At 38.3% G+C, this 26,939-nt stretch carries 28 protein-coding genes and 1 pseudogene; 16 read left to right on the forward strand and 13 right to left on the reverse strand.

Annotation, left to right across the window (positions count from 1 at the left end; translation table 11 throughout):
• Positions 1-26: 26 nt before the first annotated feature.
• Both KKD20_03235 and KKD20_03240 read left to right on the forward strand, forming a co-directional pair.
• Positions 27-323 (forward strand): nucleotidyltransferase family protein, encoded by a 297-nt coding sequence (locus tag KKD20_03235; GenBank protein MBU4332109.1) that lies wholly within the window; start codon positions 27-29, stop codon positions 321-323.
• Positions 316-638 (forward strand): annotated as a pseudogene (locus tag KKD20_03240) (DUF86 domain-containing protein). Before KKD20_03235 ends, KKD20_03240 begins: the two are co-directional and overlap by 8 nt.
• 377 nt (positions 639-1,015) lie before the next feature.
• Here the strand turns inward: KKD20_03240 and KKD20_03245 are convergent.
• Positions 1,016-1,378 carry a hypothetical protein gene (locus tag KKD20_03245; GenBank protein MBU4332110.1) on the reverse strand — a complete coding sequence of 121 codons (363 nt, stop codon included), beginning with the start codon at positions 1,376-1,378 and terminating at the stop codon, positions 1,016-1,018.
• A 31-nt stretch (positions 1,379-1,409) separates the two neighbouring features.
• Positions 1,410-1,691 carry a 50S ribosomal protein L27 gene (rpmA, locus tag KKD20_03250; GenBank protein MBU4332111.1) on the reverse strand — a complete coding sequence of 94 codons (282 nt, stop codon included), beginning with the start codon at positions 1,689-1,691 and terminating at the stop codon, positions 1,410-1,412.
• 238 nt (positions 1,692-1,929) lie between these two features.
• Here rpmA and KKD20_03255 point away from each other — a divergent pair, with 238 nt between their 5' ends.
• From KKD20_03255 to KKD20_03275, 5 genes are all read left to right on the forward strand, one after another.
• On the forward strand, positions 1,930-2,751 hold the full coding sequence (locus tag KKD20_03255) for a C39 family peptidase (GenBank protein MBU4332112.1): 822 nt from the start codon (positions 1,930-1,932) through the stop codon (positions 2,749-2,751).
• Positions 2,752-2,972: 221 nt separating this feature from the next.
• Entirely contained in the window at positions 2,973-3,371 is a 399-nt protein-coding gene (locus KKD20_03260; protein ID MBU4332113.1) for an Rrf2 family transcriptional regulator, read from the forward strand.
• Positions 3,372-3,411: 40 nt separating this feature from the next.
• A complete protein-coding gene (locus tag KKD20_03265) occupies positions 3,412-3,777 on the forward strand; it encodes an iron-sulfur cluster assembly scaffold protein (protein ID MBU4332114.1) in 366 nt (121 codons plus the stop codon).
• A 125-nt stretch (positions 3,778-3,902) separates the two neighbouring features.
• Entirely contained in the window at positions 3,903-4,130 is a 228-nt protein-coding gene (locus KKD20_03270) for a NifU family protein (GenBank protein ID MBU4332115.1), read from the forward strand.
• Positions 4,131-4,196: 66 nt separating this feature from the next.
• Positions 4,197-5,477: a cysteine desulfurase gene (locus KKD20_03275; protein MBU4332116.1), complete on the forward strand. Its 1,281-nt coding sequence runs from the start codon at positions 4,197-4,199 to the stop codon at positions 5,475-5,477.
• A gap of 28 nt (positions 5,478-5,505) precedes the next feature.
• Here KKD20_03275 and KKD20_03280 read toward each other — a convergent pair whose 3' ends face one another.
• From KKD20_03280 to tadA, 10 genes are all read right to left on the reverse strand, one after another.
• A complete protein-coding gene (locus tag KKD20_03280) occupies positions 5,506-5,817 on the reverse strand; it encodes a hypothetical protein (GenBank protein ID MBU4332117.1) in 312 nt (103 codons plus the stop codon).
• The gene (gene pilO / locus KKD20_03285) at positions 5,798-6,370 is read right to left on the reverse strand and encodes a type 4a pilus biogenesis protein PilO (GenBank protein MBU4332118.1); all 573 of its coding nucleotides are present in this window, start codon (positions 6,368-6,370) and stop codon (positions 5,798-5,800) included. The genes KKD20_03280 and pilO overlap by 20 nt, the downstream gene beginning before the upstream one ends.
• 185 nt (positions 6,371-6,555) lie before the next feature.
• Positions 6,556-7,014, reverse strand: coding sequence for a PilN domain-containing protein (locus KKD20_03290; GenBank protein ID MBU4332119.1), 459 nt, complete (start codon positions 7,012-7,014; stop codon positions 6,556-6,558).
• A 64-nt stretch (positions 7,015-7,078) separates the two neighbouring features.
• The gene (gene pilM, locus KKD20_03295) at positions 7,079-8,257 is read right to left on the reverse strand and encodes a type IV pilus assembly protein PilM (protein MBU4332120.1); all 1,179 of its coding nucleotides are present in this window, start codon (positions 8,255-8,257) and stop codon (positions 7,079-7,081) included.
• A 223-nt stretch (positions 8,258-8,480) separates the two neighbouring features.
• Positions 8,481-9,878 carry a hypothetical protein gene (locus tag KKD20_03300; protein ID MBU4332121.1) on the reverse strand — a complete coding sequence of 466 codons (1,398 nt, stop codon included), beginning with the start codon at positions 9,876-9,878 and terminating at the stop codon, positions 8,481-8,483.
• A 98-nt stretch (positions 9,879-9,976) separates the two neighbouring features.
• A complete protein-coding gene (locus KKD20_03305) occupies positions 9,977-10,609 on the reverse strand; it encodes a hypothetical protein (protein MBU4332122.1) in 633 nt (210 codons plus the stop codon).
• Between the two features lie 7 nt (positions 10,610-10,616).
• Positions 10,617-12,827 (reverse strand): hypothetical protein, encoded by a 2,211-nt coding sequence (locus KKD20_03310; GenBank protein ID MBU4332123.1) that lies wholly within the window; start codon positions 12,825-12,827, stop codon positions 10,617-10,619.
• A gap of 74 nt (positions 12,828-12,901) precedes the next feature.
• Positions 12,902-13,297 (reverse strand): four helix bundle protein, encoded by a 396-nt coding sequence (locus KKD20_03315; GenBank protein ID MBU4332124.1) that lies wholly within the window; start codon positions 13,295-13,297, stop codon positions 12,902-12,904.
• Between the two features lie 49 nt (positions 13,298-13,346).
• Positions 13,347-14,456: a type II secretion system F family protein gene (locus tag KKD20_03320; GenBank protein ID MBU4332125.1), complete on the reverse strand. Its 1,110-nt coding sequence runs from the start codon at positions 14,454-14,456 to the stop codon at positions 13,347-13,349.
• A gap of 181 nt (positions 14,457-14,637) precedes the next feature.
• Entirely contained in the window at positions 14,638-16,374 is a 1,737-nt protein-coding gene (tadA, locus tag KKD20_03325) for a Flp pilus assembly complex ATPase component TadA (GenBank protein ID MBU4332126.1), read from the reverse strand.
• Positions 16,375-16,662: 288 nt separating this feature from the next.
• On the opposite strand from tadA, the gene KKD20_03330 reads away from it, so the two are divergent.
• Both KKD20_03330 and mraY read left to right on the forward strand, forming a co-directional pair.
• Entirely contained in the window at positions 16,663-17,091 is a 429-nt protein-coding gene (locus KKD20_03330; GenBank protein MBU4332127.1) for a hypothetical protein, read from the forward strand.
• Positions 17,092-17,196: 105 nt separating this feature from the next.
• On the forward strand, positions 17,197-18,240 hold the full coding sequence (gene mraY, locus KKD20_03335) for a phospho-N-acetylmuramoyl-pentapeptide-transferase (protein MBU4332128.1): 1,044 nt from the start codon (positions 17,197-17,199) through the stop codon (positions 18,238-18,240).
• A 133-nt stretch (positions 18,241-18,373) separates the two neighbouring features.
• On the opposite strand, the gene KKD20_03340 is transcribed toward mraY, so the two are convergent.
• Entirely contained in the window at positions 18,374-18,517 is a 144-nt protein-coding gene (locus KKD20_03340) for a response regulator (protein MBU4332129.1), read from the reverse strand.
• 405 nt (positions 18,518-18,922) lie between these two features.
• On the opposite strand from KKD20_03340, the gene murD reads away from it, so the two are divergent.
• The 7 genes from murD to KKD20_03375 form a co-directional block, all read left to right on the forward strand.
• Positions 18,923-20,296, forward strand: coding sequence for a UDP-N-acetylmuramoyl-L-alanine--D-glutamate ligase (gene murD / locus KKD20_03345; protein MBU4332130.1), 1,374 nt, complete (start codon positions 18,923-18,925; stop codon positions 20,294-20,296).
• Positions 20,297-20,392: 96 nt separating this feature from the next.
• Positions 20,393-21,505 (forward strand): putative lipid II flippase FtsW, encoded by a 1,113-nt coding sequence (gene ftsW / locus KKD20_03350; GenBank protein ID MBU4332131.1) that lies wholly within the window; start codon positions 20,393-20,395, stop codon positions 21,503-21,505.
• 105 nt (positions 21,506-21,610) lie between these two features.
• A complete protein-coding gene (gene murG / locus KKD20_03355; protein ID MBU4332132.1) occupies positions 21,611-22,678 on the forward strand; it encodes an undecaprenyldiphospho-muramoylpentapeptide beta-N-acetylglucosaminyltransferase in 1,068 nt (355 codons plus the stop codon).
• 151 nt (positions 22,679-22,829) lie between these two features.
• A complete protein-coding gene (locus tag KKD20_03360; GenBank protein MBU4332133.1) occupies positions 22,830-23,243 on the forward strand; it encodes a hypothetical protein in 414 nt (137 codons plus the stop codon).
• 263 nt (positions 23,244-23,506) lie between these two features.
• Positions 23,507-24,877, forward strand: coding sequence for a UDP-N-acetylmuramate--L-alanine ligase (locus tag KKD20_03365; protein MBU4332134.1), 1,371 nt, complete (start codon positions 23,507-23,509; stop codon positions 24,875-24,877).
• A gap of 15 nt (positions 24,878-24,892) precedes the next feature.
• Entirely contained in the window at positions 24,893-25,384 is a 492-nt protein-coding gene (locus KKD20_03370) for an NYN domain-containing protein (GenBank protein ID MBU4332135.1), read from the forward strand.
• 260 nt (positions 25,385-25,644) lie between these two features.
• Positions 25,645-26,939 (forward strand): hypothetical protein (locus tag KKD20_03375; protein ID MBU4332136.1); only part of this gene is annotated, 1,295 nt, incomplete at its 3' end.

A 26,939-nucleotide genomic window follows, 5' to 3' on the forward strand; every position in this document is an offset into this window, starting at 1 on the left:
CTAATTTTATGTGTTATACTTGAACAATGAGCACTAAAGAAATTCAGGAAAAAATTATTTCAGAACTCCCCGTTTTAAAGGAAAAATACCAGGTTAAAAAGCTGGGTATTTTTGGTTCAAGGGTTCGGGGAGATGATGAGCCGGGGTGTGACGGCGATACAGACATTATGGTAGAATTTTATTCTCCACCCGGTTTTTTTGATTTTATTAGGTTAGAAAATTTTTTAGCTAAGACCTTAAACAAGAAAGTTGATTTGGTGACGAAGAAGGCCTTGAAGCCAGCGATTAAAAAAGGGGTTTTAAAAGAAATGGTTTATGTCTAAAAGAGAGGCAAAACTTTATTTTGACGACATAAAAGATTCTATTAGGAAAATAGAAAGATATACAAGTGGTTTATCCCACAATGAGTTTGTAAATGATGCGATGAGGGTTGATGCGGTGGTGAGGAATTTGTCTGTTATTGGCGACCAGTGGAAATAAAATCTCAACATCCTCTTATTCCTTGGGAGGAAGTTATTGGAATGAGAAACAAAGTTATTCATGAGTATTTTGGGGTTGATGAAGATATTCTGTGGAAAACGGTCAAAGAGGATTTGCCAGTTTTCAAAGAACAGATTGATGAACTTTTGGATTTTTAAATTATTGCGGCGATTAAATAGTCATAATTCACAAGGCATGTAACAGGAGGGATGAGGGATGGATAATCAGGGGTTTTGGTTTGCGCTGTTTGTTTTTGTGGTTGTAATTGCTGGTTTATGGTATTCTGCTACGTTTAGCAGGAAGGTACTTAGTGATTTATGGCATGCTTTAATTGGGATGCCGGAGGAGGATGAGGATTAATATCAGGAAATAAAACAAATCCGCCGCTCAAGAGTAGAGAGTGACGGATTTTTTTATGTAACACTCCTACATTCCGATATATCGGAATGTAGGAGTGAACTAAATTGGGTAATGATATAAGAAAAAAAAACCACAAGCGGGTGCTCGTGGCTTTATTATTTGTGCAGGAACGGCGCTATTCAGGGATCGCTTCCAGGCACCTTTGGGCATCAGCTTGTTGTTCTGTCGCTTTTTTCCTCCAGGAATAAATGGCGCCTCTCAAGTAGAAACTCCTCCACCTCCTATCTAAAGGGTCTTGTTGGAAACGATAAAGCAGGTATTCCAGAAGACCAGCGTCATGAGCGTCAGCCCATTCCATCAGCCCTCCAAAAAGAGGCCCAAAACAGCATTCAGCTATTTGTCTTTTATTGTCATCATGCGTGAAGCTTACATCAGCTCCTTCTGGATGAGTTATGCCGCAATTCTCACAACTTATTCCTATGTCAGAACCAGCAGTTCCGTATACACAGTGGACAAAGTGTTCAAGTTCACTCATCATGACTTTCTCCTTTTTATTTTTGTAGTTGAATTTATTTCTCCGGCACAATATTGACAAAATTTGTCAACCTTAATTCGCCAGTAAATTTTTTTACCTTCTTTTTTACAAATTTAACAATACCAGGAGCTGTGGCGAAAAGAGTGTCGTCATTGCCGCGTTTGACATTTTCGCCGGCGTGATATTTAGTTCCCCGTTGGCGGATTATAATAGCGCCGGCTTTGGCAAGTTGTCCGCCGTATAATTTTACGCCCAATCTTTGTGATTGTGAGTCGCGGCCAAGGGCTGTTGAGCCGCCCGCTTTTTTATGCGCCATACTTTGTTATTTATTATTTATTATTTATCTATTTATTATTCAATAATGTCATTGCGAGCGACTGTAGGACTTGATAAATAAGAGTAATCTTTGTGATAGTCAAATTTAGGTAGACAGCAAGTCCAAAAAAGAGCGAAGCAATCCCGATGCTATCCTGTAGACATAATTCCTGCTTGTTTTTAGAATATCATGCGAAGTGCAGCTTGTCAAGAGAGGGTTTTGAGGGTAAGATTGAAGTATGCGATATTTACTTATATTATTTATAATTTTAAGTTTTGCTGGTTGTAAAAAACAGGTGGCTGATTTTAATGATTCGTTTAATGTGATAGAGAAAAATTTGGCTTTGGTGAATAAATATAACAAAGTTAAGGAAGAGATTGGGGCTATTCGTGAAAAAATAGAAGACTATAATAAAGAACTGCTTGAGGAAGGGGATATGGAAATTGAGGAATCTATACCTCAAGCGACTTCAACTCCGGCTCCAGCGGAAGAACTTATCATTCCTGATACTTTTGATTTGCCAGTTAAATTTGCGCCCCAATCGCCGTTTGCGGTTTGGGACGATTTGCATAATGAAGCTTGTGAAGAAGCGGCCATGATTATCGCGGAAAAATATTTAAAAAATGAGAATTTAGATAAGCAGATTATGGAAGATGAGATTCAAGAGTTGATAAAATGGGAGGAGGAGCAGGGTTATACGATTGATGTAACAGCGGCTGAAACCGTTGAGATTCTAGAAGATTATTTTGGGCTTAAAGCCGAGGTTACAAACGAGGTTACGGTTGAGCGGATTAAGCAAGAATTAGTTTTGGGTAAGATAGTTATTACACCCCACGCGGGTCGCCAATTAGGCAATCCATATTATCGCCAACCGGGCCCAGTTTATCATTTTCTAATAATCCGCGGCTGGATTGGCGATGAGTTTATAACCAATGATCCGGGGACAAAAAGAGGAGAAGGATATAAATATAAATTTGAAAAATTAATTGAGACAGTGCATGATTGGAATGGTGGAGAGGTTGAGGCAGGGGAGAGGGTGATGGTTATTGTTTATAGATGATATATTTTATATGTTCATACCCCCATCTACCATCTAAACAAGATAAAAAGCGGTTTGTTTGGATGGTTTTTATTTATCCACAAGCCATTTGACAATTTTTTTTATTAGTATATAATTAAAATACCAACCAAAAAGGTAGGAATTTATTTGTCTGGATGATGTAGTATTATTAAGGTGAAAAAGTCATCCTCGTTTAATATAAAAGAAATTAAGGTAACTTTATGAAATTCTCAACCCGTTCATCATACGGATTACGAGCAGTTATTGACTTGGCAAAAAATTATGGTCAAGGCGCTTTGAGTTTGCATGAAATTTCTAAGAAAGAAAAGATTTCTCAAAGTTATTTAGAACGGCTAATGGCTTCGTTGAAAATGGCTAAAATTATTAAAAGTACCCGGGGAGTTAAGGGCGGCTATGAATTAACGCGAGCTCCGAGTAAAGTATCTGTGGCAGAAGTAGTTACCGCGCTGGAGGGTTCTCTGGCCCCGTTTACTTGCGTTGACGGGGATGTGAAGTTAATATGCAAAGATGAGTGTTGTAAGGTTAGAAAAGTATGGATTGAACTGAAACGGTCTATGGAGAAAACTTTAGAAGGGATGATGTTGAGTGATTTACTCTAATTATCTCTAATGAGCTCTAATAACTCAAATAATTTTAATTATGTACTCAAAGAAATTATTACAATATTTTAAAAACCCAAAAAATGTCGGGAAAATTAAAAACCCCGATGCTATTGGCGAGGCCGGGAATCCCATGTGTGGGGATATAATGAAGATGTACTTAAAGATTAATGATAATAAAATTATTGACGCGAAGTTTGAGACTTTGGGATGTGGGGCGGCGATTGCCATGTCTTCCCGGGTGACGGAATTGATAAAAGGTAAGACGATTCAGAAGGCCATGAAGTTAAAGGCGCAAGATGTGGCGGAGGGTTTTGATTTACCGAAACAGAAATACCATTGTTCGATTTTGGGAATTGAGGCGTTACAAAAAGCGATAGAAAATTATGAAAAGAAGTCGGGATAGGAAACGCGGATATCTCAAATTATCTCTAATAAACTCGAATAAGTTCTAATAAATTTAATAAAAGCGAGCCCCCGCCAAACGAACGAAGCGAGTTCTGGTGTGGGGGAGCGCAATAAATTAATAAAATGAAAAAAAAAGAAGTAGAAAAAGTATTAAACGAAATAAGGCCCCACATTCAAGCTGATGGTGGGGATATTGAGTTAATAGAGGTGGACGAAAAAGAAGGAATAGTCAAAGTGCGGCTTAAGGGCGCTTGTGTTGGGTGTCCAATGGCGCAGATGACCTTGGCAGAGGGAGTGGGGCGTAATTTGAAAGAGAAAGTTAAAGGAGTGAAAGATGTTGTTGCGGTTTGATGAATTCATAGTAATACAATGGTAATACAGTAGTAATTCAATAGTAATACAATTGTAAGTTTAATTATGCCCAAGCGAAAATCACAAGTATATTTAGACTATGCGGCGACGACTCCTGTTGATCCTCGGGTGATAGAGGCGATGGAGCCTTATTTGTTTGAAAAATTTGGCAATGCCTCGTCTTTGCATACCATAGGGCAAGAGTCAGCTAAGGCAGTTGACAGAGCGCGTAATCAAGTCGCTAAATTTTTGGATTGTAAACCAATGGAAGTAATTTTTACTTCTGGCGCTACAGAAGCTAATAATACTGCGATAAAGGGCGTGGCTTACGCGCTAAAAAAATATGGTAATCCTTCGGCAAGCTCCTCTCCACGAGGCTCGAGGCTCTCGAGAGCAGGACAAGGTCACATTATCACGACTAAAATTGAACATCCGTGTGTTTTAGAGTCATGCCGATATTTAGAAAAACAAGGATTCAAAATTACTTATTTACCGGTTTACAAAAATGGCGTAGTGAAAGTTAGTGATGTCAAAAAAGCCATAACTAAAAAAACGATTTTAATCTCAATAATGTACGTGAATAATGAAATTGGCACAATCCAACCCATTGCTGAAATTGGAAAATTAATAAAAGACATCAAAAGTCAAACAACCAAATATTCAAGCAATTCGAGCCGTCAAGCAGTTCAAGCCATCAAGCCAGTATTTCACGTTGACGCCACTCAAGCAATAAATTATTTGGATTGCAATGTTAATCGATTGGGCGTGGACTTGATGAGTTTGTCTGCGCATAAAATTTATGGACCCAAGGGGGTCGGGGCTTTGTATGTTCGCAAAGGTACCCAGATTGAGCCGTTTGTGCATGGCGGTCATCAGGAGTATGGTGTGCGAGCTGGGACTATTAATCATCCAGGGATTGTGGGGTTTGGAAAAGCGATTGAGATACTTCAAGAAACAAGAAATAAGAAACAAGAAACAAGGAGAATTGAAGAATTACGCGATGATTTAATTAAGGGAATTCTATTATCTATTCCAGGTACGCGGTTGAATGGCGATAAAAAGATGCGGGTGGCTAATAATATTAATATTAGTTTTGATAATGTGGAAGGTGAGAGCTTGCTAATACTTTTAGATTTTAAGGGGATTGCCGTGTCCACTGGCAGTGCTTGCGCTTCTGGTTCGCTCGAGCCGTCCCATGTTTTGATGGCTTTAGGCAGGGGACCTTTAGAGGCGCATGGCAGTATCCGTATTACTTTAGGACGGTTTACTCGTGAAAGTGATATAAAAAAACTTTTGGCTGTGTTGCCAAAAGCGGTGGAGAAGTTAAAGAAGATTTCAATGGGTTAGATTTGTGTATATTCCACTTTCTTTTGTTTTAATTTGAACTAGTATACGGCAAAAATGGATTTTTTAGCTCCTTTAAATTAATTTCTGGGGGAGTTTTTTTATTCTCAATGTTAGCTAGCACCTGATTATAAAGTTCAGTATCAACCTTAACACTAATCATCTGTTCTTTTAAAACTGTGATTTCTTCTGATTGGGCAAGAATTTTGTAGAAACAGTAATAAAGAAAAACAGAAACGCTAATCAGGATTACTGCCGCTGTCAAAAGAGTAATTACCCGATTATATTTCAGTAATTGAGATAGAGAGAAAATGGATTTAATTTTATTTATTTTGAGATTCATAGTTAGTTGTGTAGGCGCTAGCTTGAATTGAAGCACTAATTTTTTCGGGGTCACTTATTGGTTGAATAGGGGACCTAGAAGATTGCGCAGTATCACTATTTATACTAAGAGATCCAATTTTAATATAATATTCAAGGGCTTCTAGATTCAATAGGTAACTGATAAGATTATGAAAATTGCCTGATAGGGTCAGATGAAAAGGAAGCATTGCAGATTCGGTTTTAGGATCTTGTCTTCGCAGGTCTATTTCTTGCTCTATATTATTTTCTGCAGCAATTTTTTCTAGGGCGGTGATCAGATCCAACTCTTTTCCGGGGGCGACAAAAATACTTGATAAACTCTCAAATTTTGGTTTGATTTGTTGGTATTCGGCTTGTATTGTCTCTATTTGTTGGCCCTCGGGATATAATTTTTTTAGGTTTTCCCGTTGGTTTTTAATCGTAGCTGATAATTCTTTTAATTCCCTGGCTGTTGGTCGAATTACAAAAACGACTACTCCCACCAGAAGCAACAGGATACCCGCAATAAAGTATAATCTATTTTTCATCATCATATAATATAATCCAAATTTACAAATATAATGCAGATCTGCAAATGTATGCAAATGCCGCGAATGCTACAAATTTATTTGTAGATTAGCATTCATTTGTAGATTTGGATTATACCCCTTAAGTTGATGTGGTAAATTTGTTTTTTGGATATAAAACCCTGGAATTACTCAAAGCGGCAGTCTTAAACTTATTTTAGTTGAGCGGTAAATTTAAATTTGATATCTTGTTTTTCCAAAAGATTGCTTAGGGGATATTCAACTTTTGAAAATAGAGAGGAGTCCTCCAGGTTTTCCTGAAAGCCAAGTAATCCTTCGCGGGTTTGGGCATTACCCTCAATATTGATGGTTGAATTAACTTTGTCAATATAAAGAAGATGGAGTTGAATATCTTGAGGCACTAATTTGCTGAATTCGATTAGAGAGTCTGAGAGTTTTGTAAAGTCTGCTTGAATATTTTTGAGAGTTTTTAGTTTTGAGTTGACGCCTTGGATGCTAAGGGTCAGGCTCCGATTTTTGTTGAGAAAAATTTGGGAACTAACTATCGAATTATAAAAGTTGTTTTGGAGTACCATCTTAGAGATCAGAAGAAGAATCCCCGCCGCAATAGTAGTTATCAAAATGATAGCCGCTAAGTTTTCCAGGGCCATATATAATCTTGTTTTTTTAAGCTGAGTTTTTTGATTGGGTGGTAGGAGATTGAGAGCAATCATTTTAATCTTCGATTAAGATACCGCGCAGGGCTAAACCAATTGCCGTGGTGTAGGAAAGGATTTCTTGAGGGGGTATTTGGACATTATCAGTTATCCCTTTCTTTTTGCGGGGAATTAGTAAGAAGTGTTTGCCATTAATATTTTTGGCCAGTTGAGACAGGGGGGAGGCGATCTCTGTTTTAACCCCCAATTTTTCTTTGATGATTTTATCGAGGTTTTTAAAGTTAGCTCCGGCGCCGCAAAGTATTATTTTTTTAACTTCATTGCTTTGTTGGAATTGGTCGTTATAAAAATCAATAGCGCCTTCTATTTTTGAGAGCATTTGGGCAATATTGGGGTGGATGATTTTTTTCAAGGCCCCGCGGCATTTTTTGGGATCTAGGCCGCAAACTATCTTTGATTTCTCGGCCTCCTCGTGAGAAATTTTTAATTTTTCGGCAATGGCTTGGGTAATCTTTTCGCCCGAAAATGGGATGCTGGTGGTAAATTGGATTGTCCCTTGGTCATAGATCAGAAGGCTGGTCCTGGTAGCTCCAAAGTCAATTATCATTTGAGCGAAATCGGGGGTCAGGTTTTTTGCTTCGGGTGTAAGACATCGCGAAATCGCGGCCGATTCTATTTCTAGGGCTAAAGGCTTTAAACCCGCCTTAATCAAAATATTTGAGTAGTCTTCAACGATTTTTTGGGGAGCAACCCCGACTAAGATTTTTATTTTTTCTTTTTTCGGAATCTCGAATTTAGCGGCCATTGGTTCGTCAACATACTGCCAATCAACATACATTTCATCTATGGGAACCGGGATATGATTTTTGATTTCTTCATCAACAGCCGATTGCCTTTCCCCGTCGGGGGTAGAGGACGGGATTTCAATCAGTTTAATAAAGGTTTTGGTTTCGGGCAGAACAGAGATAACATATTTAGTAGCAATCTTTTTACCCTTAGCTCCATCTACTAACTTGTGGATGAGGTGAATTATCTTATCAGGTTTCTTAATTTCACCTTGCTCAAAAAAGCCCTCCGGGACGGCAATTTGATTATAACTGGCAACAGCGACACGGCTTTTACTTTCGTTTTTTGCTCGGCTAAATAATTTTTTTTCTAAAGCAACAAGCTTTAGCGAGAGATCGCTAATATCTAAGCCAAATGGCGGAGAGGTGTGAAACAAGCTGGATAATATCATATCTTAGAAACAAATTATCTGTTAAGTTAAAGCTCTAAATCTTAAATGATTTATTATTTACTATTTATTATTTACTATTCTTTTTTGGTTTGACCCTTTTTGGGCGGTGATTATGAATAGTAAATAGTAAATAATGAATAGTAAATTTTTATTTTGATCAGTTGGTGTTAGAGATTGGCTGGTAGTTAGATATTTATATTATACCACTATTATCACGCCCTGGCTATTCAACTTCTTCCCAGGAAATAAAAGTATATTCACCAGTGGTTGGAAAAGATGGCGGGGGCATGAATGTTAAGCTGTTATCATAGATACCAACAGTGCTTTGGTAGCCATCAACTACGTTGCCGCCATACGTAACCCAGGTCCAAGTCCAGACTTTATTGGTGATGATGCCGCCGTAAACTTCAATATTATTAGTAACTCGAGGCGGGGAATAGTAATTCCTAAAACAGCGCCCTTTTTGAGCCAGAAGGGTTGCATCGATCACAAGATCCGTAGGCGCGTGGCGAGGGACCTTCACATCTTTTTGAGCAATGAGTCCTAAGGCATGAGTGCCATCGCGGGCCAGATAATTAATATTGCCATTGATTAAGATTTCTGTATTTGTATTAGGATTATCTGGGAAACGAGCCGAGGCCAGGGTCACGCGGCCATTAACGATGCCCTCAACCCAAACATCGTCTTCCATAAAAATGAGGCCATTAGCAGGAATAGCGTAATTGCCAAGGAAAGTTTCATTTTTGATTTCCTCCGCCCTTCTTATCCAGCCATTCCAGTTATCATTTAGTTGCCAAATTTTTGATTCAAGTCGAGTTACTAGATAGATGTCTATTGTCCCATTGGCCTGAAATATAACATGGTATCCATTGGAGGCGGAATCAAAATAAAGTCCCCAGGATTGAGCGTCAGATTTTATTTGGGCTAAGTCAACAGTAATTGAGTTAAAATCAATAGCAGTTACTGGAAAGGACCAGAGATCGTTATTTGGACCAGTGCCCCAAATACCGGGTTTTTGGGTGGGCGGATCACAGCCATGCCCGGGTTGGCAAACATAGGTTTCTTTTGCCGAGGTTAAAAGAGAATCATTAGTGCCATCTTGCCTAATGCCGCCATTGGAATGCATTTCACCAGAGACATGCTCGTTTTCTCCAAACCAAATATCGCTGTTTGTTAAAAAAGAATAATGAGCCAGTGAAGGGATTCCATAAAGCACGGAAATAATTCTTTGGGCATTAGGTTCTTCATCAAGCCAACCAGTGGAAGTTATAGTAACAATTGTTGAGCCGGTTGGCGGGGGAGTAATTTCTAAGCTGAATTTGCCGACAGTGCCTGTGATGGGATCTTCGTAGTCATGAATATAGGGACCCGGTAAGCCCGTGCCATCAGTATAATCTTCGTGATCGTGAGCCAAGTGCCAGCGATAATAATTAACACCAGCCTCGGCAACTTGTAGGGCATAGGTTTTAGCTTCTTGTTTTTTGATGTATTTTAAATTGAGACGCGTTAAACCTAAAAGGCCGCCAGACAGCACCAGGAAGATACCAATAAAAACTAAGGCAAAGACGATGATGTCGCCACGATATGATCTGATTACCGTAGTAGAGGAATTTGAATTCATAAATTTTCAATTATTTCAGATTAGTCATTTTGATCATTGTCCGATTGCTCAATTAATTTTTTAACAATGGAACAATCGAGCGATAGAACAATGAATAATTATAAATTAGTCTTCAGATTTCTGATCTGCGAGTATGATTCTAATTCAAAGTGAGTAGGCATTCTTAAAGGATTGACATTGATTTTCAGATAAACCCGCATTAATTTTGTTTCTACTAATCGCGAAGGTGTTGGCAGGGGATTATTGTCTAGATCACTAGGCCAGTCGGCGTTGTAATAATAAAATATCGGTGAGGTGTCATTTTGCACATATTCGGAGATGGTGGTGACAACCTCGTCGCTTTCAGGGTAAGTAACAGGGCCTCCAATTGGTTCAATGAGGCCCTTATTAAAGTCATTGCCATCCAGAAAATAACGGACCCGTTCAGTGGCATCATCTTCATCAACATCACTATAAAAAATAAATTGTTGGTCATCAGCCTGAACCAGAGCATAAGCGCCATTATCTCCGGTCCTGGCCTCTCGGATTTCCCGGACCATTGTTTCAATGCCCTTTTGAGCGTTTTTGATAGCTGTATTTTGTTCATCGCCAAAACGCAGGGTTTGATAGCTTTGATTGACAAATGCCATGATAATAAAAGTAGCAATAACAAAGATACCAAGATAGATAATGATTTCAATCAGGGAGAAGCCTGGTTTTTGAGAGATGAGTTTTTTTAGTGGGTGGGGCATCGGGTTTTTATTCCAAATTAAGCATCACATTGATTGTTTCACCAGGTTCCAGATTAATCGGTTGGGGTGGTTCAGAAGAAATTAAAGTATAACTAGAAGTGGCTTGAGGCGTGATATTATAACTATCCCATTCCATAGCGGAGAGCGTTAAGTTGCCACTGGCATTGGTTATGTGGTTGTTGTCGTATTTATAAATTAGGGGCGTAACGTAAATAGTTTTTGTGCCGGTGATAATTAGCGGCACATTGCTAATTGGGATAATTGTGCCTGGTCCATCATATGTGGCAGCGTAGATGTTATAATCGCCCCCACGATTATCATGCCAGCTAAAGACCGCCCGGTCATTAGAATCTACAGCCACAGCCACTGCTCCTTGGTCAGCAACCCCGCTGTCCAAGTTAATGCGCTCATCGTTAACCCAGAGCGGGTTGCCGCTAGAATCGTATTTTTGGGCGTAGATATCAGCTTGGCCATAACGATTATCAGTCCAGGCAATATATATATTACCCAAGCTGTCAATACCTATGGCAGGGTTGGTTTGATCAGCATTAGTAGTGTCGTTGTTAACTTTAATTTCCGCTGGCCAAATTGCGCTGCCATCTTTATCGTATTTATGAAGATAAATGTCATAATCTCCATTTCGGTCCTCATACCAGGCGATATAAACAACATCAGGATTATAGACAGCAATTTGGGGCCGGAATTGTTCAGCGGTTCCAGAATCAGTATTAATTTTTTGTTCGTTTAGCCAGAGTGCATTGCTGTTTTTATCGAATTTATGCAAATAAATATCAGGATTAACATTACGCTTATCTTGCCAAGCAATATAAACATTTTCATTATTATCTAAAGCAATTTGGGGGGTATACTGTTCGGCATCGCCAATGTCCCCATTGATTTTTTTTTCTTGGGTCCAAGCAAGGTTGCCATTGGTATCATATTTATGAATATAGATATCCCAATCATTGTCTCGATTATCCTGAAAAGCAACATAAGCACTACCAGTTGAAGTGGCAACCGCTAAGCTCGGAACAATTTGGTCGGCTGATTGAGCAGTAACATCAAGTTTTCTATCGCCGCCCCAAAGCTCTACGCCAGAGGCATTAAGTTTAATTAAATAGGAGTCTTGGTTGCCCTCCCGGTCATCGTTCCAGGCAATATAAATATCTGTGCCATCCGAAGAAACAGTTGGATTTATTTGGTTGACAGCAGTACTAATTCTTAGATCTGCGGCCCATTGTTTTATTTTATTGCTGTTGTATTTCTGCGAATAAATTCGTGGCGAAGAGCTGTCTCGGTAATCCTGCCAGACAAAGTAGTAGTTGCCAGAAGCATCTATCGCAACATCAGCCAGAGTTTGGTCTTCGGTCCCCTCGTCTGTATTAATTTGAAAATTATCAGGATATTCTTTATTAACAGTGGTAATTTGGAGGGTGGCCAGAACATCAATGGCAAAGCTAATTTCGGTCACTTCGCTTTCAATGACTGAAGCGTGGGGTTTGGTGGGCACTGGTAATTCTACAGTTATGGGATAGGTTTTGTCAGTACTATAGTCGATGCTATTTTCCGTTTTTGTGACTGTGACTTCGTAGCTTTCTTGGCTGGGGATAGCGCCAGGAACAAGTAACACTCCTTGTGGATTTGCCTGGGTGTTGATAACAACAGATGGGATGAGGGCATTGTTTTCTAGATGGATATCTGCCTGGGGAACGGGCAGGCCATTAGCGTCAAATACTAAAATTTTTATTGTACCGCCGCCAGCCGTGGTTTCGATACCTTTGGGCGCTACTTGGGTACCGATAATCACTGGTTGGCCAAAAGAGCTAGTAGGCCAAGAAACAGCGATTTTAACTTTTTTGTAATCAGTATTGAGAGTATCATCAGGATACCCGCCTTGAAGACCGTCAAAAGGATCATCCGTATAAAAAATCTGGGTATTTATATTAAATGAAATACCGTTTCTAATAAGGGTTTCGTTTTGGGAGATTATTCCAGAAGGAATCCCGCTGGCCGTACCAACATCGTTATACGAGAGATTTCTTATTAATTCCATCTTTTCATTAGCAATAGCAATGGCAGTGGTTCGGGCTTTATTTTCTGCCAATATCCTTAAGGCAAAGTTAAAAACCGAATAAATCCCCACACCGGCAATAACAATAATTGAAATACCAACAAGAGCGTTGATTAATGATAATCCTTTTGTTTGTTTGGATAACATAAGTAATTAAACTCTAAATCCTAAATTCTAAACTCTAAACAATTTTTAAAACTCAAATTTTTTAATTTTCAAAATTACTTTTTGCTTAAATTTTCTTGCTTTTCCTTTTTCTCTTTTTCAATAATTGAGCCGAAGATTTTCATTAGCTCGGTTGCTTCTTGAATCAGGGCTCTTCTTTCAGTTTCTATGTTTTGGTTATTACTTGTATCTACTAGTCTCAACCAGAGGCGACTTTCTTTAGCTTCTTTACGGCAAATCTTTATTCTATAGAAAAAATCTTTTCTGCTTAAGGCTTCGTTAGCTTCTATATAGTTTGCAGCTACAGACCCTGATGATTTTATTAGTTGCCTGCCATCTTCAATGTTAGCTGCTGTTCTAGGTAACTGCTTCTCAAACTCTCGACATCTTTTTGCAAACTTACCAGTCCTTTCTTCAAGATCATACTGTTTTGAACTTTGTATTTCAGTCATTTGGTATTGTTTAAGATTTAGGATTTAGAAATTAGGATTTTAGGAAAGTTTATATCTGTTGACTTAGCGAATACATTGGCATAATTACGGCCACGGCCATGCCGGCCACAGCAACGCCTAAAACTAGAATTAGGACCGGCTCAATAATAGAAGAAAGCCCAGACATAGTTTGATTCACATCTTCTTCATAAAACTCGGCCAGGTCTTTTAAAATATTGTCCAGACTGCCGGTTTTTTCGCCCACCTCCACCATCTGAGTTACTACCGGCGGAAAAAGCGCTGGTTTTTGGCTTAAGACTTTGGCAACGGATTCCCCGCTTTTTATTTCTTCAGCAACATGAATCACATATTCTTGATATGAGGTATTTCCTAAAACTCGCCCAGTAATTTGCAGGGTTTGAACAATAGGAATGTCAGTGGCCAGGAGAGAACTAAAGGTACGGGAAAATTTAGCTAAGTTTATTTTTTTGATAATTGGAGAAAGAATAGGGGTTGCCAAAAGTGCTTTATGAAAATATTTTTGGCCCCTTTTTGATCGCAAAAATTTTATTGTAAAAACCAACAAAACAACAGCGCCCAGGATTACCCAAACTCCATTTTTGACAATAAAATTACTCACAAAAATTAGAATCCTTGTTGGCAGAGGAAGAGTAGCATTAATTTCTGCAAAGATATCAATTATTTTTGGAATTACAAAAATAAGCATTAAAACGCCCATACCAACCATAGCCAGAATAACAAAAGCCGGGTAGGCGAGCGCGCTTTTTATCCTGGCCAACAGTTCATGAGTTTTTTTCATTTGCAAGGTTAACTGTCCGAGAATATTTTCTAAACTGCCACTTTTTTCACCAGCAGAAATCATATTAACAAAGACCTCGGAAAATATTTTGGGGTACTCACTTAGAGATTTAGCAAGAGAATCGCCCTTTTCTACTTTTTTATGAACTGCGAAGATGATTCTTTTAAACTTTTCATTGGGAGTTTGGCGGGCGAGAATATTCAGGGCTGTTGACAGGGGAATCCCGGCCTTAATCATTACTTGAAGGTTTTTTGTAAAAAAAAGCTTTTGTGAAAGCGGAACGCCTTGGAAGCGGACAAAAGTATCAATTAGCTTTTTTTTCCACGCGGTCTCGGTTGTTTTGTTTGTTTTATTATCCATACTTTTGATGTTTTTTCTAAATACCAACCTACCTTCATCGTTTGATTATGAAGATTTAGGGTTAGATACCTTTTTGCTTTTTTAATCTCTTTTTTAATTCTATCATTTTTGGTTCCCGACCAATAATCAAGCGATGGAATTTCTCCAGTTCATCAACTCTTTCTTGGAGTTGTTTTGCGAATTACTCCTTAGCCACCCTTAAGACTTCTTCAATAGTAGTAACTCCGGTTTTAGCTTTAAAAAAACCATCTTCTAGTACCGTAATCATATTTTGTTTTTTAGCTGCTTCCATCAGTTCCAGGGCTTTGGCATTTTTAATAATCAGTTTAGAAATCTCATTAGTTATTTCTAAAACTTCATAAATACCAACCCTGCCTTTGTAGCCTTCGTTACTACATTGTTTGCAGCCCTTGCCTTTATAAAACAGAAGGGACTTTAAAGAATCTTTTGGCGAGAGAATTATTTTTTCACGCGCCATAGTTTTTAGGATTTCTTCAATGTTTAACTGTTTGGAAAGTTCGGCTATTTCTTTTTCGTTTAGATTATAACTGTGAATACAGTTGGGGCAGATTTTTCTGACCAAACGTTGGGCAATGATGACATTAGTGGTAGAGGCCACGAGAAAAGAGGGGATCCCCATTTCTACTAGGCGGGGCAAAGTGGTGACAGCATCATTAGTATGAAGAGTCGATAGTACTAGATGGCCGGTCATGGCAGCATTGATAGCAATATCAGCAGTTTCTTGATCTCTGATTTCACCCACCATGATAATATCTGGATCCTGCCGCAATAGTGACCGCAGGCCGCCGGCAAAGGTAAAGTTGATTTTTGGATTAATTTGACTTTGGTTGACACCGGCCATGCGGTATTCAATGGGGTCCTCAACAGTAGAAATGTTAACCCCGGGTTGATTAAGGATATTAAGGATGGAATAAAGAGTGGTGGTTTTGCCGCTGCCGGTTGGTCCAGTCACTAAAATCATGCCGTGGGGTTTTTTAATGTTGTTTTTAACTGCATCCAGCGGTCGTTTTTGCAGGCCTAATTGTTCTAAAGTAAGAATTTTACCGCTTTCCCAGAGCAGGCGCATTACCACCTTTTCACCATCAAAAATCGGCATAATTGAAACGCGAAAAGAAACTTTATATTCTTTAGTCTCCACTTTAAAGCGCCCATCCTGGGGCAGGCGGTGTTCGTCCAGCTTAAGGTTGGATAAAACTTTTATCCTGGCCACCACGCCCGAATGAGCCGATTTTGGCAGAGTCATTACCTCACGCAAGATGCCGTCAATCCGGTAGCGAACCGCCATTTCTTTTTCTAAGGGTTCGATATGAATATCCGAGGCATTTTCAAAGATAGCGTATTCTAGGATAGAATCAACTATTCTAATAACGGGCAAATCTTGAGCTAACTTTTTTAGACTCTTGTCGATTTCACCTTTTTCATTCTTCGGCGCTTCTTCTTTTGAGAGTTCTTTAAATTTTGCATCCAATCCCCGGTGGTATTGTTTAAGTAGGGCATTCAGAGCCGATGGCGTTGTTAAATGAACTTTAGTTTTTAATCCGGTTTTTCTTTCAATAAATTCAAAAGTTTGAATATCTTCAGGGTTCAAGGTGGCTAATTTCACTTCATTGCCAGTTTTTCCAAAAACAACAACTTCGTGGGTTCTCGCAATGGGTTCGGGTATTAAAAAAAGCAGATCACTCCTGATGATTTGATTCTTCAGATTAATAAAAGGAACTTTAAGATAGTGGGCGACCGTTTCGTAAAAAAGTTCTTCCGAGATTAAGTTGTTGCTGATAATGTATTCTTCCAATGACTGTTTCTTTTTTTTGCTTTCTTCCTCGGTCTGGTCTATCTCTTTTTGGGTCATTAATTTACTGGTCAGCAGGGCTTGTTTAAGTTGTTTTGGGGGTAACATAGTTTATTCATTAAAACATTAAAGCATTAAAGCATGAGAGCATTAAAGCAAATTGCTTTTATGATTTAATGATTTAATGTTCTTGTGTATATTATACCATAAAAATATTTACAAACCAATAAAAAACGGGTATAATAAAAACATCAAAACATAAAAACATAAAAATACTTGAACGATTATGAAAATACAAGAGTATGAAAATATGAAAATAAACGGGGCGAGAAGAGTTTTTATTATTTTATTTTTATATTCTTGTATTATTTTATTTTATATTTTTATTATAAAGAAGTGTCAAAATACAATGTTCTAATAAAAAATATATTAACCCGAGGCATTGTTTTAGCCAAAGGTTTTTATTCGGAGTATAAACTTAAAAAAGCTAAGACGGGTTTTTTTAAAAATAAGCTAATTGTCTGGTTGGGCATTTTTGCTTTGTTGTTTAATATTTTGATTTGGATTTTTATTATTTGGCGCCTGTCCGCAGGAGAGGAATTAATCCCCCTGCATTACAATATTTATTTTGGCGTTGATTTAATCGGACAAAAGAATTGGCTCTTTGAGTTGCCTCTTATTGGCTTATTTATCTTGGCAATCAATTTTTTACTAGCCCGAGTTGTTTATAATGAAGAAAAGATAGTTAGCTATATATTATCAATTGCCTCTCTAATTGCCCAATTAGTTTTGTTGGTAGCGGTTTCCCTGGTTTTGAATGTGTGATATTTTAAGTCAAAAATTCAAATGCCAATTTTTTGAGCTTTGGACTTGATTCGGAATAATTTATAATTTTACCCAGGCAAGACCTACTAACTTTTTTATATCATTATGCAAAATTTCTACATTATCAAAATTTTTTTCCTAACCACCTTAGCCTTTGGAGTAGCGTTTTTTTCCACCCCCATTTTAACGCATTTTTTGTATAAATATAAATTTGGCAAACAAATACGAGGCAGAGACGCGGCGCCGATTTTTGCGAAACTGCACTTTAAAAAGACTGGCACGCCAACAATGGGGGGTATTCTTATTTGGGCAACGGTTTTAGTCTTAGCGGTTGGTTTTTTCTATTTGGGAAAATTTTTTGATTCATTTTTTTTAGATCTCAACTTTCTAACTCGCCCCCAAACATTATTGCCGTTGGGCGCGTTGGTAGCTTCGGCAATTGTGGGATTAGTTGATGATTATTTGGATGTCCGGGGATTAGGACCAGATGGCCGGGGTTTTCGAATGGGGCAAAGAATAATTTTGTATACCTTAATAGCAACAGTAGGAGCGCTCTGGTTTTATTTTAAATTGGACTGGGATGTAATCAGGGTGCCATTTTTAGGTAATTTTGAGATTGGTCTTTGGTATATTCCGTTATTTATTTTTATAATTGTGGCGACGGCTTTTTCCGTGAATGAGTCCGATGGCTTGGACGGTTTGGCCGGAGGCCTGCTGCTCACTTCTTTTGGGGCTTATGGCGCTATTTCCTTGATTCAGGGTAGGATGGATTTAGCCGCTTTTTGCGGCGTAATTGTGGGCGCCTTATTAGCTTTTCTTTGGTTTAATATCAACCCCGCCCGGTTTTTTATGGGCGATACTGGCGCTATGTCCCTGGGGATAACCCTGGGCATTATCGCCATGCTGACTAATTATGCCCTGCTTCTACCAGTGATTTGTTTTCTTTTGGTGGTTGAATCCGGTTCGGTGATTATTCAGCTTTTAAGTAAAAAAATTCGCAAAAAGAAAGTTTTCCTTTCTTCCCCCATCCATCATCATCTGGAATCTATCGGCTGGAGCGAGCCCAAGATTGTGATGCGGTTTTGGGTGATTTCTGGCGTGACGGCTGTTATCGGGTTGATTTTGGTACTCTTAGATCAAGGATTGTAAAAAGCGAGAGTTATGCTAAGTTTGAATTTTTAGGAGAATATTTTTTGTTGTTTTTTCCAATTATAAATCCGCCCCAATATGGTGGGGCGGATTTTTTTGATGAAATTTTAAATTTTATAAACTAAAAAGGGCTTTATTTCCTTAAAGCACTGGTTATTTTCTCTAAGATTTCATCAGAAGTAAAATTAGCCTTTACCAGGCAATCTACTGCTCCCATGTCTTTAGCTTTTTGAATATCTTTGTCAGGCCCCAAATTATTTAAGACAATAACCGGCATTTTTTCGTGTCTGGACTTTTGCTCGTTCGCATTCTTTTTAGAAATTCAAAGCCATCTATCCCAGGTAAAATGATATCCAAAAGAATTAATCCGGGTTTTTATTTTTTAAGTATTTTTAGGGCTTGCTCCCCATTTGTTGCGGAAATAATATTATGATCCCCACTAGTGATTTTTCTTTTGAGGAGTTTGTGCAAAAATTCATCGTCTTTAATTAATAAAATGTTTTGTGAATCGGTTATAAAATCAAAGTTAATGGTTTAGACCCCTGTGTTTTTATTATAGAATATATGCCCTGATTCGGATATAAAGTTATCCACAGGTGAAAGATATTTTTTTTAAGAGGCTATTGCCTGGTGATTTTGACTTTTTATTTTGGCTAAAAAATGCTACAATGAAAGCAATTATATGGCTAATTTCAAAGAATTGAAAAATAAAAAAATATGTATTTTAGGGCTGGGGCTGGAAAATTATGCCTTGGTTAGATTTATATTAAAAAAGAAAATTTTTTGCGAAATTACGGTTTGTGATGCTCGAGGCAAGAAGGAGTTGGGTGAACGATATAAAGCCCTGGAAGGCGACATTCGCGAATGTCGCCTTCGGGGGGTGTGGGTGAACTGGAGATTAGGTAAAAATTATGATAAGAACTTACAGAAATTTTCCGCCAAAGGCGGACCAGCCTCTGGCTGGGACGTTATAATCTGTTCACCGGGTTATTCTTTGCTTAATACAAATTTAAAGAAAGCGCGTATGTCTGGGGCGGAAATCACTAGTGCCATGAAATTATTTTTTGAACTAAGTCCTCGCAAGAATATTATTGGTGTGACCGGGACCAAGGGAAAGGGGACTGTTTCCTCATTGATTTACTCAATATTAAAAAGAGGCGGCAAGCGCGTGTGGTTAGGCGGCAATATTGGAGTAGCTCCATTTGAATTTATAAATAAAATTAAAAAGAATGATTGGGTGGTTTTAGAATTATCAAGTTTTCAATTAGAAGATATGGATGTAAGCCCAAAAATTGCCGTGTTCACGAATTTTTATAAAGAGCATTTGGCTCCGGCAGATCCGAATAATCCAAATTTCCATCGGTCAATGCGGGATTACTGGCAGGCGAAAGGTAATATTTTTAAACATCAGAAACGAGGGGATAAATTTGTGGCAAATCAGAAACTGAAAGCGAGGTTATATAATCTCGCTTTCGGGGGTAAGGTGGTTTATTTTAAGAAATCAGAATTAAAGAGTAATTTAATTGGTGAGCATAATAAAGAGAATATTGCCGCGGCAGTGGAGGTGGCAAAGCTGGCGGGTGTAAGTCAAATGGATATCAAAAAAGCAGTGGCTGAATTTAAACCGCTTGAACATCGATTAGAATTTATTAGAAATGTGAAAGGGACAAAATATTATAATGATAGTTTTGCTACAATACCAGAATCAACAATTATAGCGCTTAGGTCGTTTGAGGCGCCAATAGTATTGTTGGCGGGGGGAGCTGATAAGGGTTCGGACTTTAAAGATTTAGCGCAGGAAATTAAAGCAAGATGCAAAGCCATTATTTTGCTCAGAGGAAAAGGTACAGATAAAATTAAAAAGCAATTATTAATTATTAATTATCAATTATCAAGCGAGTATTCAAATTTAAAGCAAGCTGTTAGAAAAGCTCAGTCCATTGCCCAAAAAGGAGACATTGTCCTTCTTTCAACTGGTTGCGCTAGTTTTGGTATGTTCAAAAATTATAAAGAGCGAGGCAAGATGTTTAAACAGGTGGTGCGGGGTTTAAAGTAATTGCCGTTTAAGAGGGTTTTAGGAATAGAGAAACAAAGAAATAGAGAAATTAGTGGATTTTCGAAAACCAGTTCTTTATTTCTTTATTTCTTTATTATGAGACGTTATATCCCTACTGATAAACCCGATTATACTTTTATTGCCCTTCTGACGGCGATCGTGCTTTTTGGATTGGCAATGCTCTCTAGCGCCAGCACAGTCGTTGGGTTTAAAGATTTCGGGGACAACTACTATTACCTTAAACACCAAGCACTCTATGGTCTGCTGCCGGGCATTTTTCTTTTTTTTCTTGCTTTTAAAATTAACTATAGAAATTTAAGGAGATTCGCTTTTATAATTCTTATTTTCGGCGTTTTGCTTTTAGTCGCAGTTTTTATCCCCGGGGTAGGAACTGCTTATGGCACAAGAGCTAGGAGCTGGATTAATGTTTTTGGTTTTTCTATGCAGTCCTCGGAGATTGCTAAACTTGTTTTTTTAATATATTTATCTGCTTGGCTTGAGGGCAGGGGACAAGAAATCAAAACTTGGTATTATGGGTTTTTACCCTTTTTATTTACTTTAGCGATTATTGCTGGTCTGGTTATTTTTCAGCCAGACGTAGGCACGGTTGCGACTATTATCATCATGTCCTTAGCTGTATTTTTTGTAGCCGGGGGCCGGCTATATCATTTCTTTTTTTTGGGGGGTTTGGGATTGGGCGGATTGGCGCTTCTGATGAAACTGGCGCCTTATAGCGCTAAACGTTTGGAAATATTTTTGCATCCCGAGTTAGATCCTCAAGGTATAGGATATCATATTAACCAGGCATTACTAGCCATTGGCTCTGGCGGCTTGCTTGGTTTGGGTTTGGGGCAATCGCGGCAGAAATTTCAATATCTGCCAGAGGTGGCCGGCGATTCAATTTTTGCTGTAATTGCCGAGGAGCTGGGGTTTATCTTCACGATAGGATTTATCATTTTGTTTGTTTGGCTGATTTATCGCGGTCTTAAAATTGCCAAGAATGCCCCGGATGATTTTGCAAAATATCTTGTTTGTGGTATTATTGCTTGGTGGTTTTTTCAAGCAATAATTAATATTGGGGGGATGTTGGGTATCTTGCCTATGACCGGGGTTCCCTTGCCATTTGTGAGTTATGGGGGAACGGCTCTAGCAATTTCTTTGGCCGCGGCTGGGATTGTGGCGAATATTAGCAGAGAAGCAAGGCGTTGATTTTTTAATATAACAATTTAATAATATAACAATTTAGCAATAAGTCACGCGCTTCTATGATTGTTAAATTGTTATATTTTAAGTTGTTTGTTAATTGGGTGTTTTATGAAAATTTTATTAACAGGTGGTGGGACAGCGGGTTCAGTAAGTCCATTACTGGCGATAACTGAAAAGTTAAAAGAAAATGACCCAAATGTTGAATTGTTTTGGCTTGGTACTAAAAAAGGACCAGAAAAGAAAATGGTGGCTGAATATGATATTGATTTTAAAACGATTCCAGCTGGGAAGTTGAGGCGGTATTTTGATTTAAGGAATTTAGTGGATATTTTTAGAATTGGGTTTAGTTTTGTTGGGTCTTTTTTTATTATTTTAAAATTTAAGCCAGACGTCATTCTTTCAGCTGGCAGTTTTGTCAGCGTACCTGTGATTTGGGCGGGTTGGCTTTTGGGAAAGAAATTATTAATTCATCAGCAGGATGCGCGGCCTGGTTTAGCGAATAAATTGATGGCGCCATTTGCCACCAAAATTACAGTGACCTTTAAAGAATCCTTAAAACATTTCCCGAAAAAGAAGACTAGTTGGACTGGGAATCCGGTGCGGGGGGAGATTTTGCGAGGTGATAAGGAGCGAGCGATAAAGAGGTTTGGGTTGAAGAGGGATGTGCCTGTGTTACTAGTGATGGGCGGTGGAATGGGCTCTGCTACTATTAATAGAGTTATTATTGAGGCACTAAGTCAACTGACTGAATTTTGTCAGATTATTCATTTAACAGCGGGAAAAGTTCAAGCATCAAGCGATTCAAGCCCCAAGCATTTAAGGTATCATACAATTGAGTTTTTAGATGTCCACGATATGGCGGATGCTTATGCAGTAGCTGATGTGGTGGTCAGTCGGTGTGGACTTTCCAGCTTGACTGAACTTTCTGCTTTGGGTAAGCCAGTGATTTTTATTCCTTTGGCGGATACGCATCAGGAAGATAATGCTAAATTGATTTTGGAGAAGAAGGCAGGGGTGGTGGTTTGGCAAAAGGATTTAACACTTGACAAATTTATAAAAATAGTTAATAATATAGTGTTAGATAAAAAGAGTCAGTTAGTTCTTTCGCAAAACATCTCAAAGGTTCTTCCAGCGGATGCTTCATATAAAATCACTCAAATTATCAAAAAGCTTTAAAGAAAGGAGGAGCGCGATGCTTACGATGTCTGTTAGGCGGTTTATTAAAGAGTGGAGTATTGCTCTGGTAGTTACTGCTGTGGGATGTTGGGGCTGGATTTATTTCTTGAAATGGTATAGGTGAAATTGTTAGTTTCAGAAAGGAGGATTGATGAGGGAAAAACTCGGAGGCTGGGAGCATGGTTTAGAGCCAGAAACAATTAGTTGTTTTCGTCAAAATACCATAGAGTTAGTTATAAGAGATGCTCGATGGATGCTCGGGTTAGATGAAGAAGAATGTGAAAAATTAAGGCAAATAATGTTAGCCCGGGGCGTTGCTAAGTGGTTTAAAGCCAGGAGAGATGTGATACGACTAAAGGCCGAGGTGAAAGGCATGATTACAGATTTACAGCCAAACTATGATAAACATAACCCAGTCCATAAAGAACGGCTTAAGTTATTAAATTGGTTTAGGCAAGAGCTTCGCACAATCTGCCATCAACCCAGGTGGGTGGAGTGGCCGCGAGGAATAGCCACAGCTGCTAAGGCAGAAAAGGGTATTGTGGTAAAAGGACCAAGAGCGTGAGCAAGGGGATTTTAGCAACGGCATTTTGCCTGAAAGGAGGTGAGTTCCTTGAGAATACCCAAATCGTTAGACTGGGTGTTTGATTACCCGGGTTTTATATTGCTGTTGACCATAGTGTTGCTGTGGACGGTGGCTCCGATAGTAGTCTGGTGAACAACCCGGAGAATTTGGAGCATAGGTGAAATTTTTTTGTGCCCTCTTAACTTAGTTTAATAGTTTCGAGGGCACTTTTCTTTTTGTCCAAATTTTGCTAATCTAAAAGCATGAAAGATTATAAAAAAATCCACTGCATAGGCATTGGCGGTATCCATGTTTCGGCTTTGGCAAAATTGTTGCTTAGCCAAGGCGCGGAAGTCAGCGGCTCGGATTTAGTAAAATCAAAAATAACAGAGGAGCTCCAAGGAACAGGAGCTGATATTATAATTGGGCATGATGATGCGAAACTGCGAAAAATATGCGAAACTTGCGAAAATGCGAAAGATATATTGGTTATTTATTCTGATGCGGTGCCAGAGGATGATTTGGAAAGGATGGCGGCGAAGAAGCTGGGCATTCCCCAGATGAGCAGTTATGAGTTTATTGGAGAGTTATCAAAAGATTATTATACGATTGCAGTTTCTGGAACAAACGGGAAAAGCACAACAACCGCGATGCTCGGCTTAATTCTGGAAGCCGCTGGCATGGATCCGACCGTGATTGTCGGGACCAAAGTCAAAGAGTGGAAAGGTAATATCAGAATTGGCAAGTCAAAACCCCGCACCAGAACAAGTTCGGTGCGGGGCAAGTATTTAGTCACCGAAGCAGACGAGTATAAAGCTCATATGTTAAAATTAAATCCCAAGATGATTGTCTTAACAAATATTGAGGCAGACCATTTGGATTTTTATAAGGACTTAGACGATATTGTGAAACATTTTAAGGAGTATGTCGCGGGATTACCGAGAGACGGAGTTTTGATATATAATAGAGATGATGTCCAAATTACTCGATTACTCGATTACTCGATTACTAAAAATGTTAGTTTTGGCGTTGAAGATGTGAGTTCCCTTAAGTTGCAGGTTCCTGGCGAATTTAATAAATATAATGCGGCAGGAGCGGCGAGCGCGGCAAAAGAACTTGGAATAAGCAACGAGATTATAAAAAAATCCCTTGAAAATTTTAAAGGGACATGGCGGAGATTTGAGCGCGTGGGTGAGTGTAGGGGCGCTTTAGTAATATCTGACTATGCTCATCATCCAACAGCAGTGGCAGGCACAATAAAAGCAACAAGAGAATTTTATCCGGGCAGAAGATTGATTGCGGTTTTTCAGCCGCATCAGCATAATCGGACAAGAAAATTGTTTGATGATTTTGTTTCTGTATTGGCTAAGAGCAAGGCAGATGTGATTATCGTGAGTGAGATTTATGATGTGGCGGGGAGGACAAGCGATAAGGATAAGAAAGTCAGTTCAAAAGAACTTGCCCAAGAAACAAGAAACAAGAAACAAGAAATAAAGGACGACGCAAATGTTTTATACGCCAAAGATTTAAAAGAAACTCGTAGTATGATATTACATTATATCAAACCGGAAGATGTGGTGCTTGTAATGGGAGCTGGGGATATTGACCAAGTGGCAAGAAAGTTGGTAAAATAGTTTTAATTCTACAAAATGAAAAAACAAGAAAAAAATTACGGTTTTATTGACAGCCAAAATTTAAATTTGGGGATTAGGTCGCAAGGATGGAAATTAGATTTTGGAAGATTTAGAAAATATTTACACGATAAATTTAGTGTTACCGTCGCTTATATCTTTATTGGGTATGTTGACGGTAATGAATCTTTATACGCTTCACTTCAGAGTCAAGGATATATTCTAATTTTTAAACCAACTTTATATTTACCAAACGGCAAAGTAAAAGGCAATGTTGATGCCGAATTGGTTCTGCACGCGATGATTCAATATCAAAATTATAAAAGGGCTATTATTGTTTCTGGCGACGGCGATTTTCATTGTTTAATTGAATATTTAAGGAGCAAAGATAAATTATATAAAATAGTAATACCTGATTGGAATAATTATTCCTCACTTTTGAGAAAATTCATGTCGAAGATAATATTTATGAACCAACTTAGAAATAAGTTAGAATATAGAGAAAACTAAAAGAGGGGCATTAACCTTCGGACGAGCCTTAGGTGTGTCCCCTCATCGTGATATTATCATCATAGCAGATTCTAAAAATTTGTCAACCCGTTTAGATGTGGACAACTATCTAACAGGGTCAAGCGAAATTTATCCACATTTACCCTGTTAAATGTCGTTTGGCAAAATTAATTTGTGAATGATAATTTGAAGCAGACGACCTAAATAGAGTTAGAAATAGGCGATATTATTTAACAGGGTCTAATTTTTTAAAAAATCTTATGCCAAATGTAGAACAACAATCTAATATTGAGGGAGGGGATGGGGTTGGAAAAGAAGCGGAAGAGAAAATAGAATTAACACCGGAGCAAGAGAGGGCGAAACAAAGAATGATATACCACCTATCAAAAGGCGACCATGACATTTACATTGCTTTTAGCATTAAAAAGGAGTTTAATTTAAGCAACGAGATAACCAATGAGCTTGCTAAGCAAGCAATGATTAAATCGTTATTAGAAACGTGGACTGGTAGTGCCATTAACATTAAAAGATTATTTTTTAATTCAAATGACAAGATAATAAAGTCTCCCGAAATTCAAGAAGCTGCCAAATCTGGAATGATAAAGGGTTTGTTAACAAAAACATGGTTTAATGATGCTCTTAGAATTAAAGAGAATTTTTTAAGCGACGAGATAGCTGGAGAGGTTTGCAAGCAGGTGATGATTAAAGACTTAGGCAGGGGTAATATTGATAATGCCATTAAAATTAAAGAGAAATTTAATTTACCCGAGGAAGCAGTTCAAGACGCAGCTAAACAGGAAATGATTAGGCGCTTAGACGATGGTATGATTGATTATGCCGTTGAAATTAAAGAGAAATTTAATTTACCCGAGGAAATAATTACTTCTCCTGAAATTCAAGACGCAGCTAAGCAGGGAATGATTGTGTGTTTTAGATATGGTAATATTAATGATACCCTTAGAATTAAAGAGGAATTTAAACTTCCGGATCAGGAATTAGCCCAAGGCATAGAAGAAATCATTAAGCAAGAGAAACTATTGCCTATTCTTACTAATCTTGATGTCATACCCGAGTCCGTGTTAAGATTGTTAGAAAATAAATATTTTTTGTTAACATACAAACAAAATTTAGCTTTAGCTTCGGAGAAGATTTATAACCAATATCGTAAATTTAAACAAGAAGGTGATGAGGTTCAGTTAGCTGGTTTTATTGAAAAGATAAGAAGTCAAACAGAAAGTTTAATATCTAATGAACCGCAAAGTTCAGAAATTTCCAAACAAGAATATTATCAAGATTTAATCCGAGCGGTTTATCCTAATCATGCTGAAAGCCGGACTGATTATGAAAATAATGAGAGTTGCCCGGATCGTTCCGGAGATTTAGAGAAATTTGAAATCAAAGATGTTTATGAGATTGATTTGCGGGAAGGGGTGGAGATGGAAATGAAACCGTCTCAAGAAAAAGATGAGAAAGGTTTGACACAGCTAGAAAAGCCAATTGCGGAAATTCAGCAGAAATTTAGCCAAGTTGAATTTGACAAAGAGAAAATGTTTGA

The sequence above is a fragment of the Patescibacteria group bacterium genome, assembly GCA_018896645.1.
Taxonomy (GTDB): Bacteria; Patescibacteriota; Patescibacteriia; order UBA2591; family JABMQE01; genus JAHIMF01.

Coding starts and splice junctions, on each gene's coding strand:
- KKD20_03280 (MBU4332117.1), bottom strand. CDS start 5,817: ATGAATCTCAAAATAAATAAAATTAAATCCATTTTCTCTCTATCTCAA.
- mraY (MBU4332128.1), top strand. CDS start 17,197: ATGCAAAATTTCTACATTATCAAAATTTTTTTCCTAACCACCTTAGCC.
- KKD20_03305 (MBU4332122.1), bottom strand. CDS start 10,609: ATGCCCCACCCACTAAAAAAACTCATCTCTCAAAAACCAGGCTTCTCC.
- KKD20_03265 (MBU4332114.1), top strand. CDS start 3,412: ATGTACTCAAAGAAATTATTACAATATTTTAAAAACCCAAAAAATGTC.
- KKD20_03235 (MBU4332109.1), top strand. CDS start 27: ATGAGCACTAAAGAAATTCAGGAAAAAATTATTTCAGAACTCCCCGTT.
- KKD20_03365 (MBU4332134.1), top strand. CDS start 23,507: ATGAAAGATTATAAAAAAATCCACTGCATAGGCATTGGCGGTATCCAT.
- KKD20_03270 (MBU4332115.1), top strand. CDS start 3,903: ATGAAAAAAAAAGAAGTAGAAAAAGTATTAAACGAAATAAGGCCCCAC.
- KKD20_03260 (MBU4332113.1), top strand. CDS start 2,973: ATGAAATTCTCAACCCGTTCATCATACGGATTACGAGCAGTTATTGAC.
- ftsW (MBU4332131.1), top strand. CDS start 20,393: ATGAGACGTTATATCCCTACTGATAAACCCGATTATACTTTTATTGCC.
- rpmA (MBU4332111.1), bottom strand. CDS start 1,691: ATGGCGCATAAAAAAGCGGGCGGCTCAACAGCCCTTGGCCGCGACTCA.
- KKD20_03360 (MBU4332133.1), top strand. CDS start 22,830: ATGAGGGAAAAACTCGGAGGCTGGGAGCATGGTTTAGAGCCAGAAACA.
- KKD20_03300 (MBU4332121.1), bottom strand. CDS start 9,878: ATGAATTCAAATTCCTCTACTACGGTAATCAGATCATATCGTGGCGAC.
- KKD20_03275 (MBU4332116.1), top strand. CDS start 4,197: ATGCCCAAGCGAAAATCACAAGTATATTTAGACTATGCGGCGACGACT.
- KKD20_03315 (MBU4332124.1), bottom strand. CDS start 13,297: ATGACTGAAATACAAAGTTCAAAACAGTATGATCTTGAAGAAAGGACT.
- pilO (MBU4332118.1), bottom strand. CDS start 6,370: ATGATGATGAAAAATAGATTATACTTTATTGCGGGTATCCTGTTGCTT.
- KKD20_03255 (MBU4332112.1), top strand. CDS start 1,930: ATGCGATATTTACTTATATTATTTATAATTTTAAGTTTTGCTGGTTGT.
- murG (MBU4332132.1), top strand. CDS start 21,611: ATGAAAATTTTATTAACAGGTGGTGGGACAGCGGGTTCAGTAAGTCCA.
- KKD20_03340 (MBU4332129.1), bottom strand. CDS start 18,517: ATGCCGGTTATTGTCTTAAATAATTTGGGGCCTGACAAAGATATTCAA.
- KKD20_03245 (MBU4332110.1), bottom strand. CDS start 1,378: ATGATGAGTGAACTTGAACACTTTGTCCACTGTGTATACGGAACTGCT.
- KKD20_03370 (MBU4332135.1), top strand. CDS start 24,893: ATGAAAAAACAAGAAAAAAATTACGGTTTTATTGACAGCCAAAATTTA.
- KKD20_03310 (MBU4332123.1), bottom strand. CDS start 12,827: ATGTTATCCAAACAAACAAAAGGATTATCATTAATCAACGCTCTTGTT.
- pilM (MBU4332120.1), bottom strand. CDS start 8,257: ATGATATTATCCAGCTTGTTTCACACCTCTCCGCCATTTGGCTTAGAT.
- tadA (MBU4332126.1), bottom strand. CDS start 16,374: ATGTTACCCCCAAAACAACTTAAACAAGCCCTGCTGACCAGTAAATTA.
- KKD20_03320 (MBU4332125.1), bottom strand. CDS start 14,456: ATGGATAATAAAACAAACAAAACAACCGAGACCGCGTGGAAAAAAAAG.
- murD (MBU4332130.1), top strand. CDS start 18,923: ATGGCTAATTTCAAAGAATTGAAAAATAAAAAAATATGTATTTTAGGG.
- KKD20_03290 (MBU4332119.1), bottom strand. CDS start 7,014: ATGGCCCTGGAAAACTTAGCGGCTATCATTTTGATAACTACTATTGCG.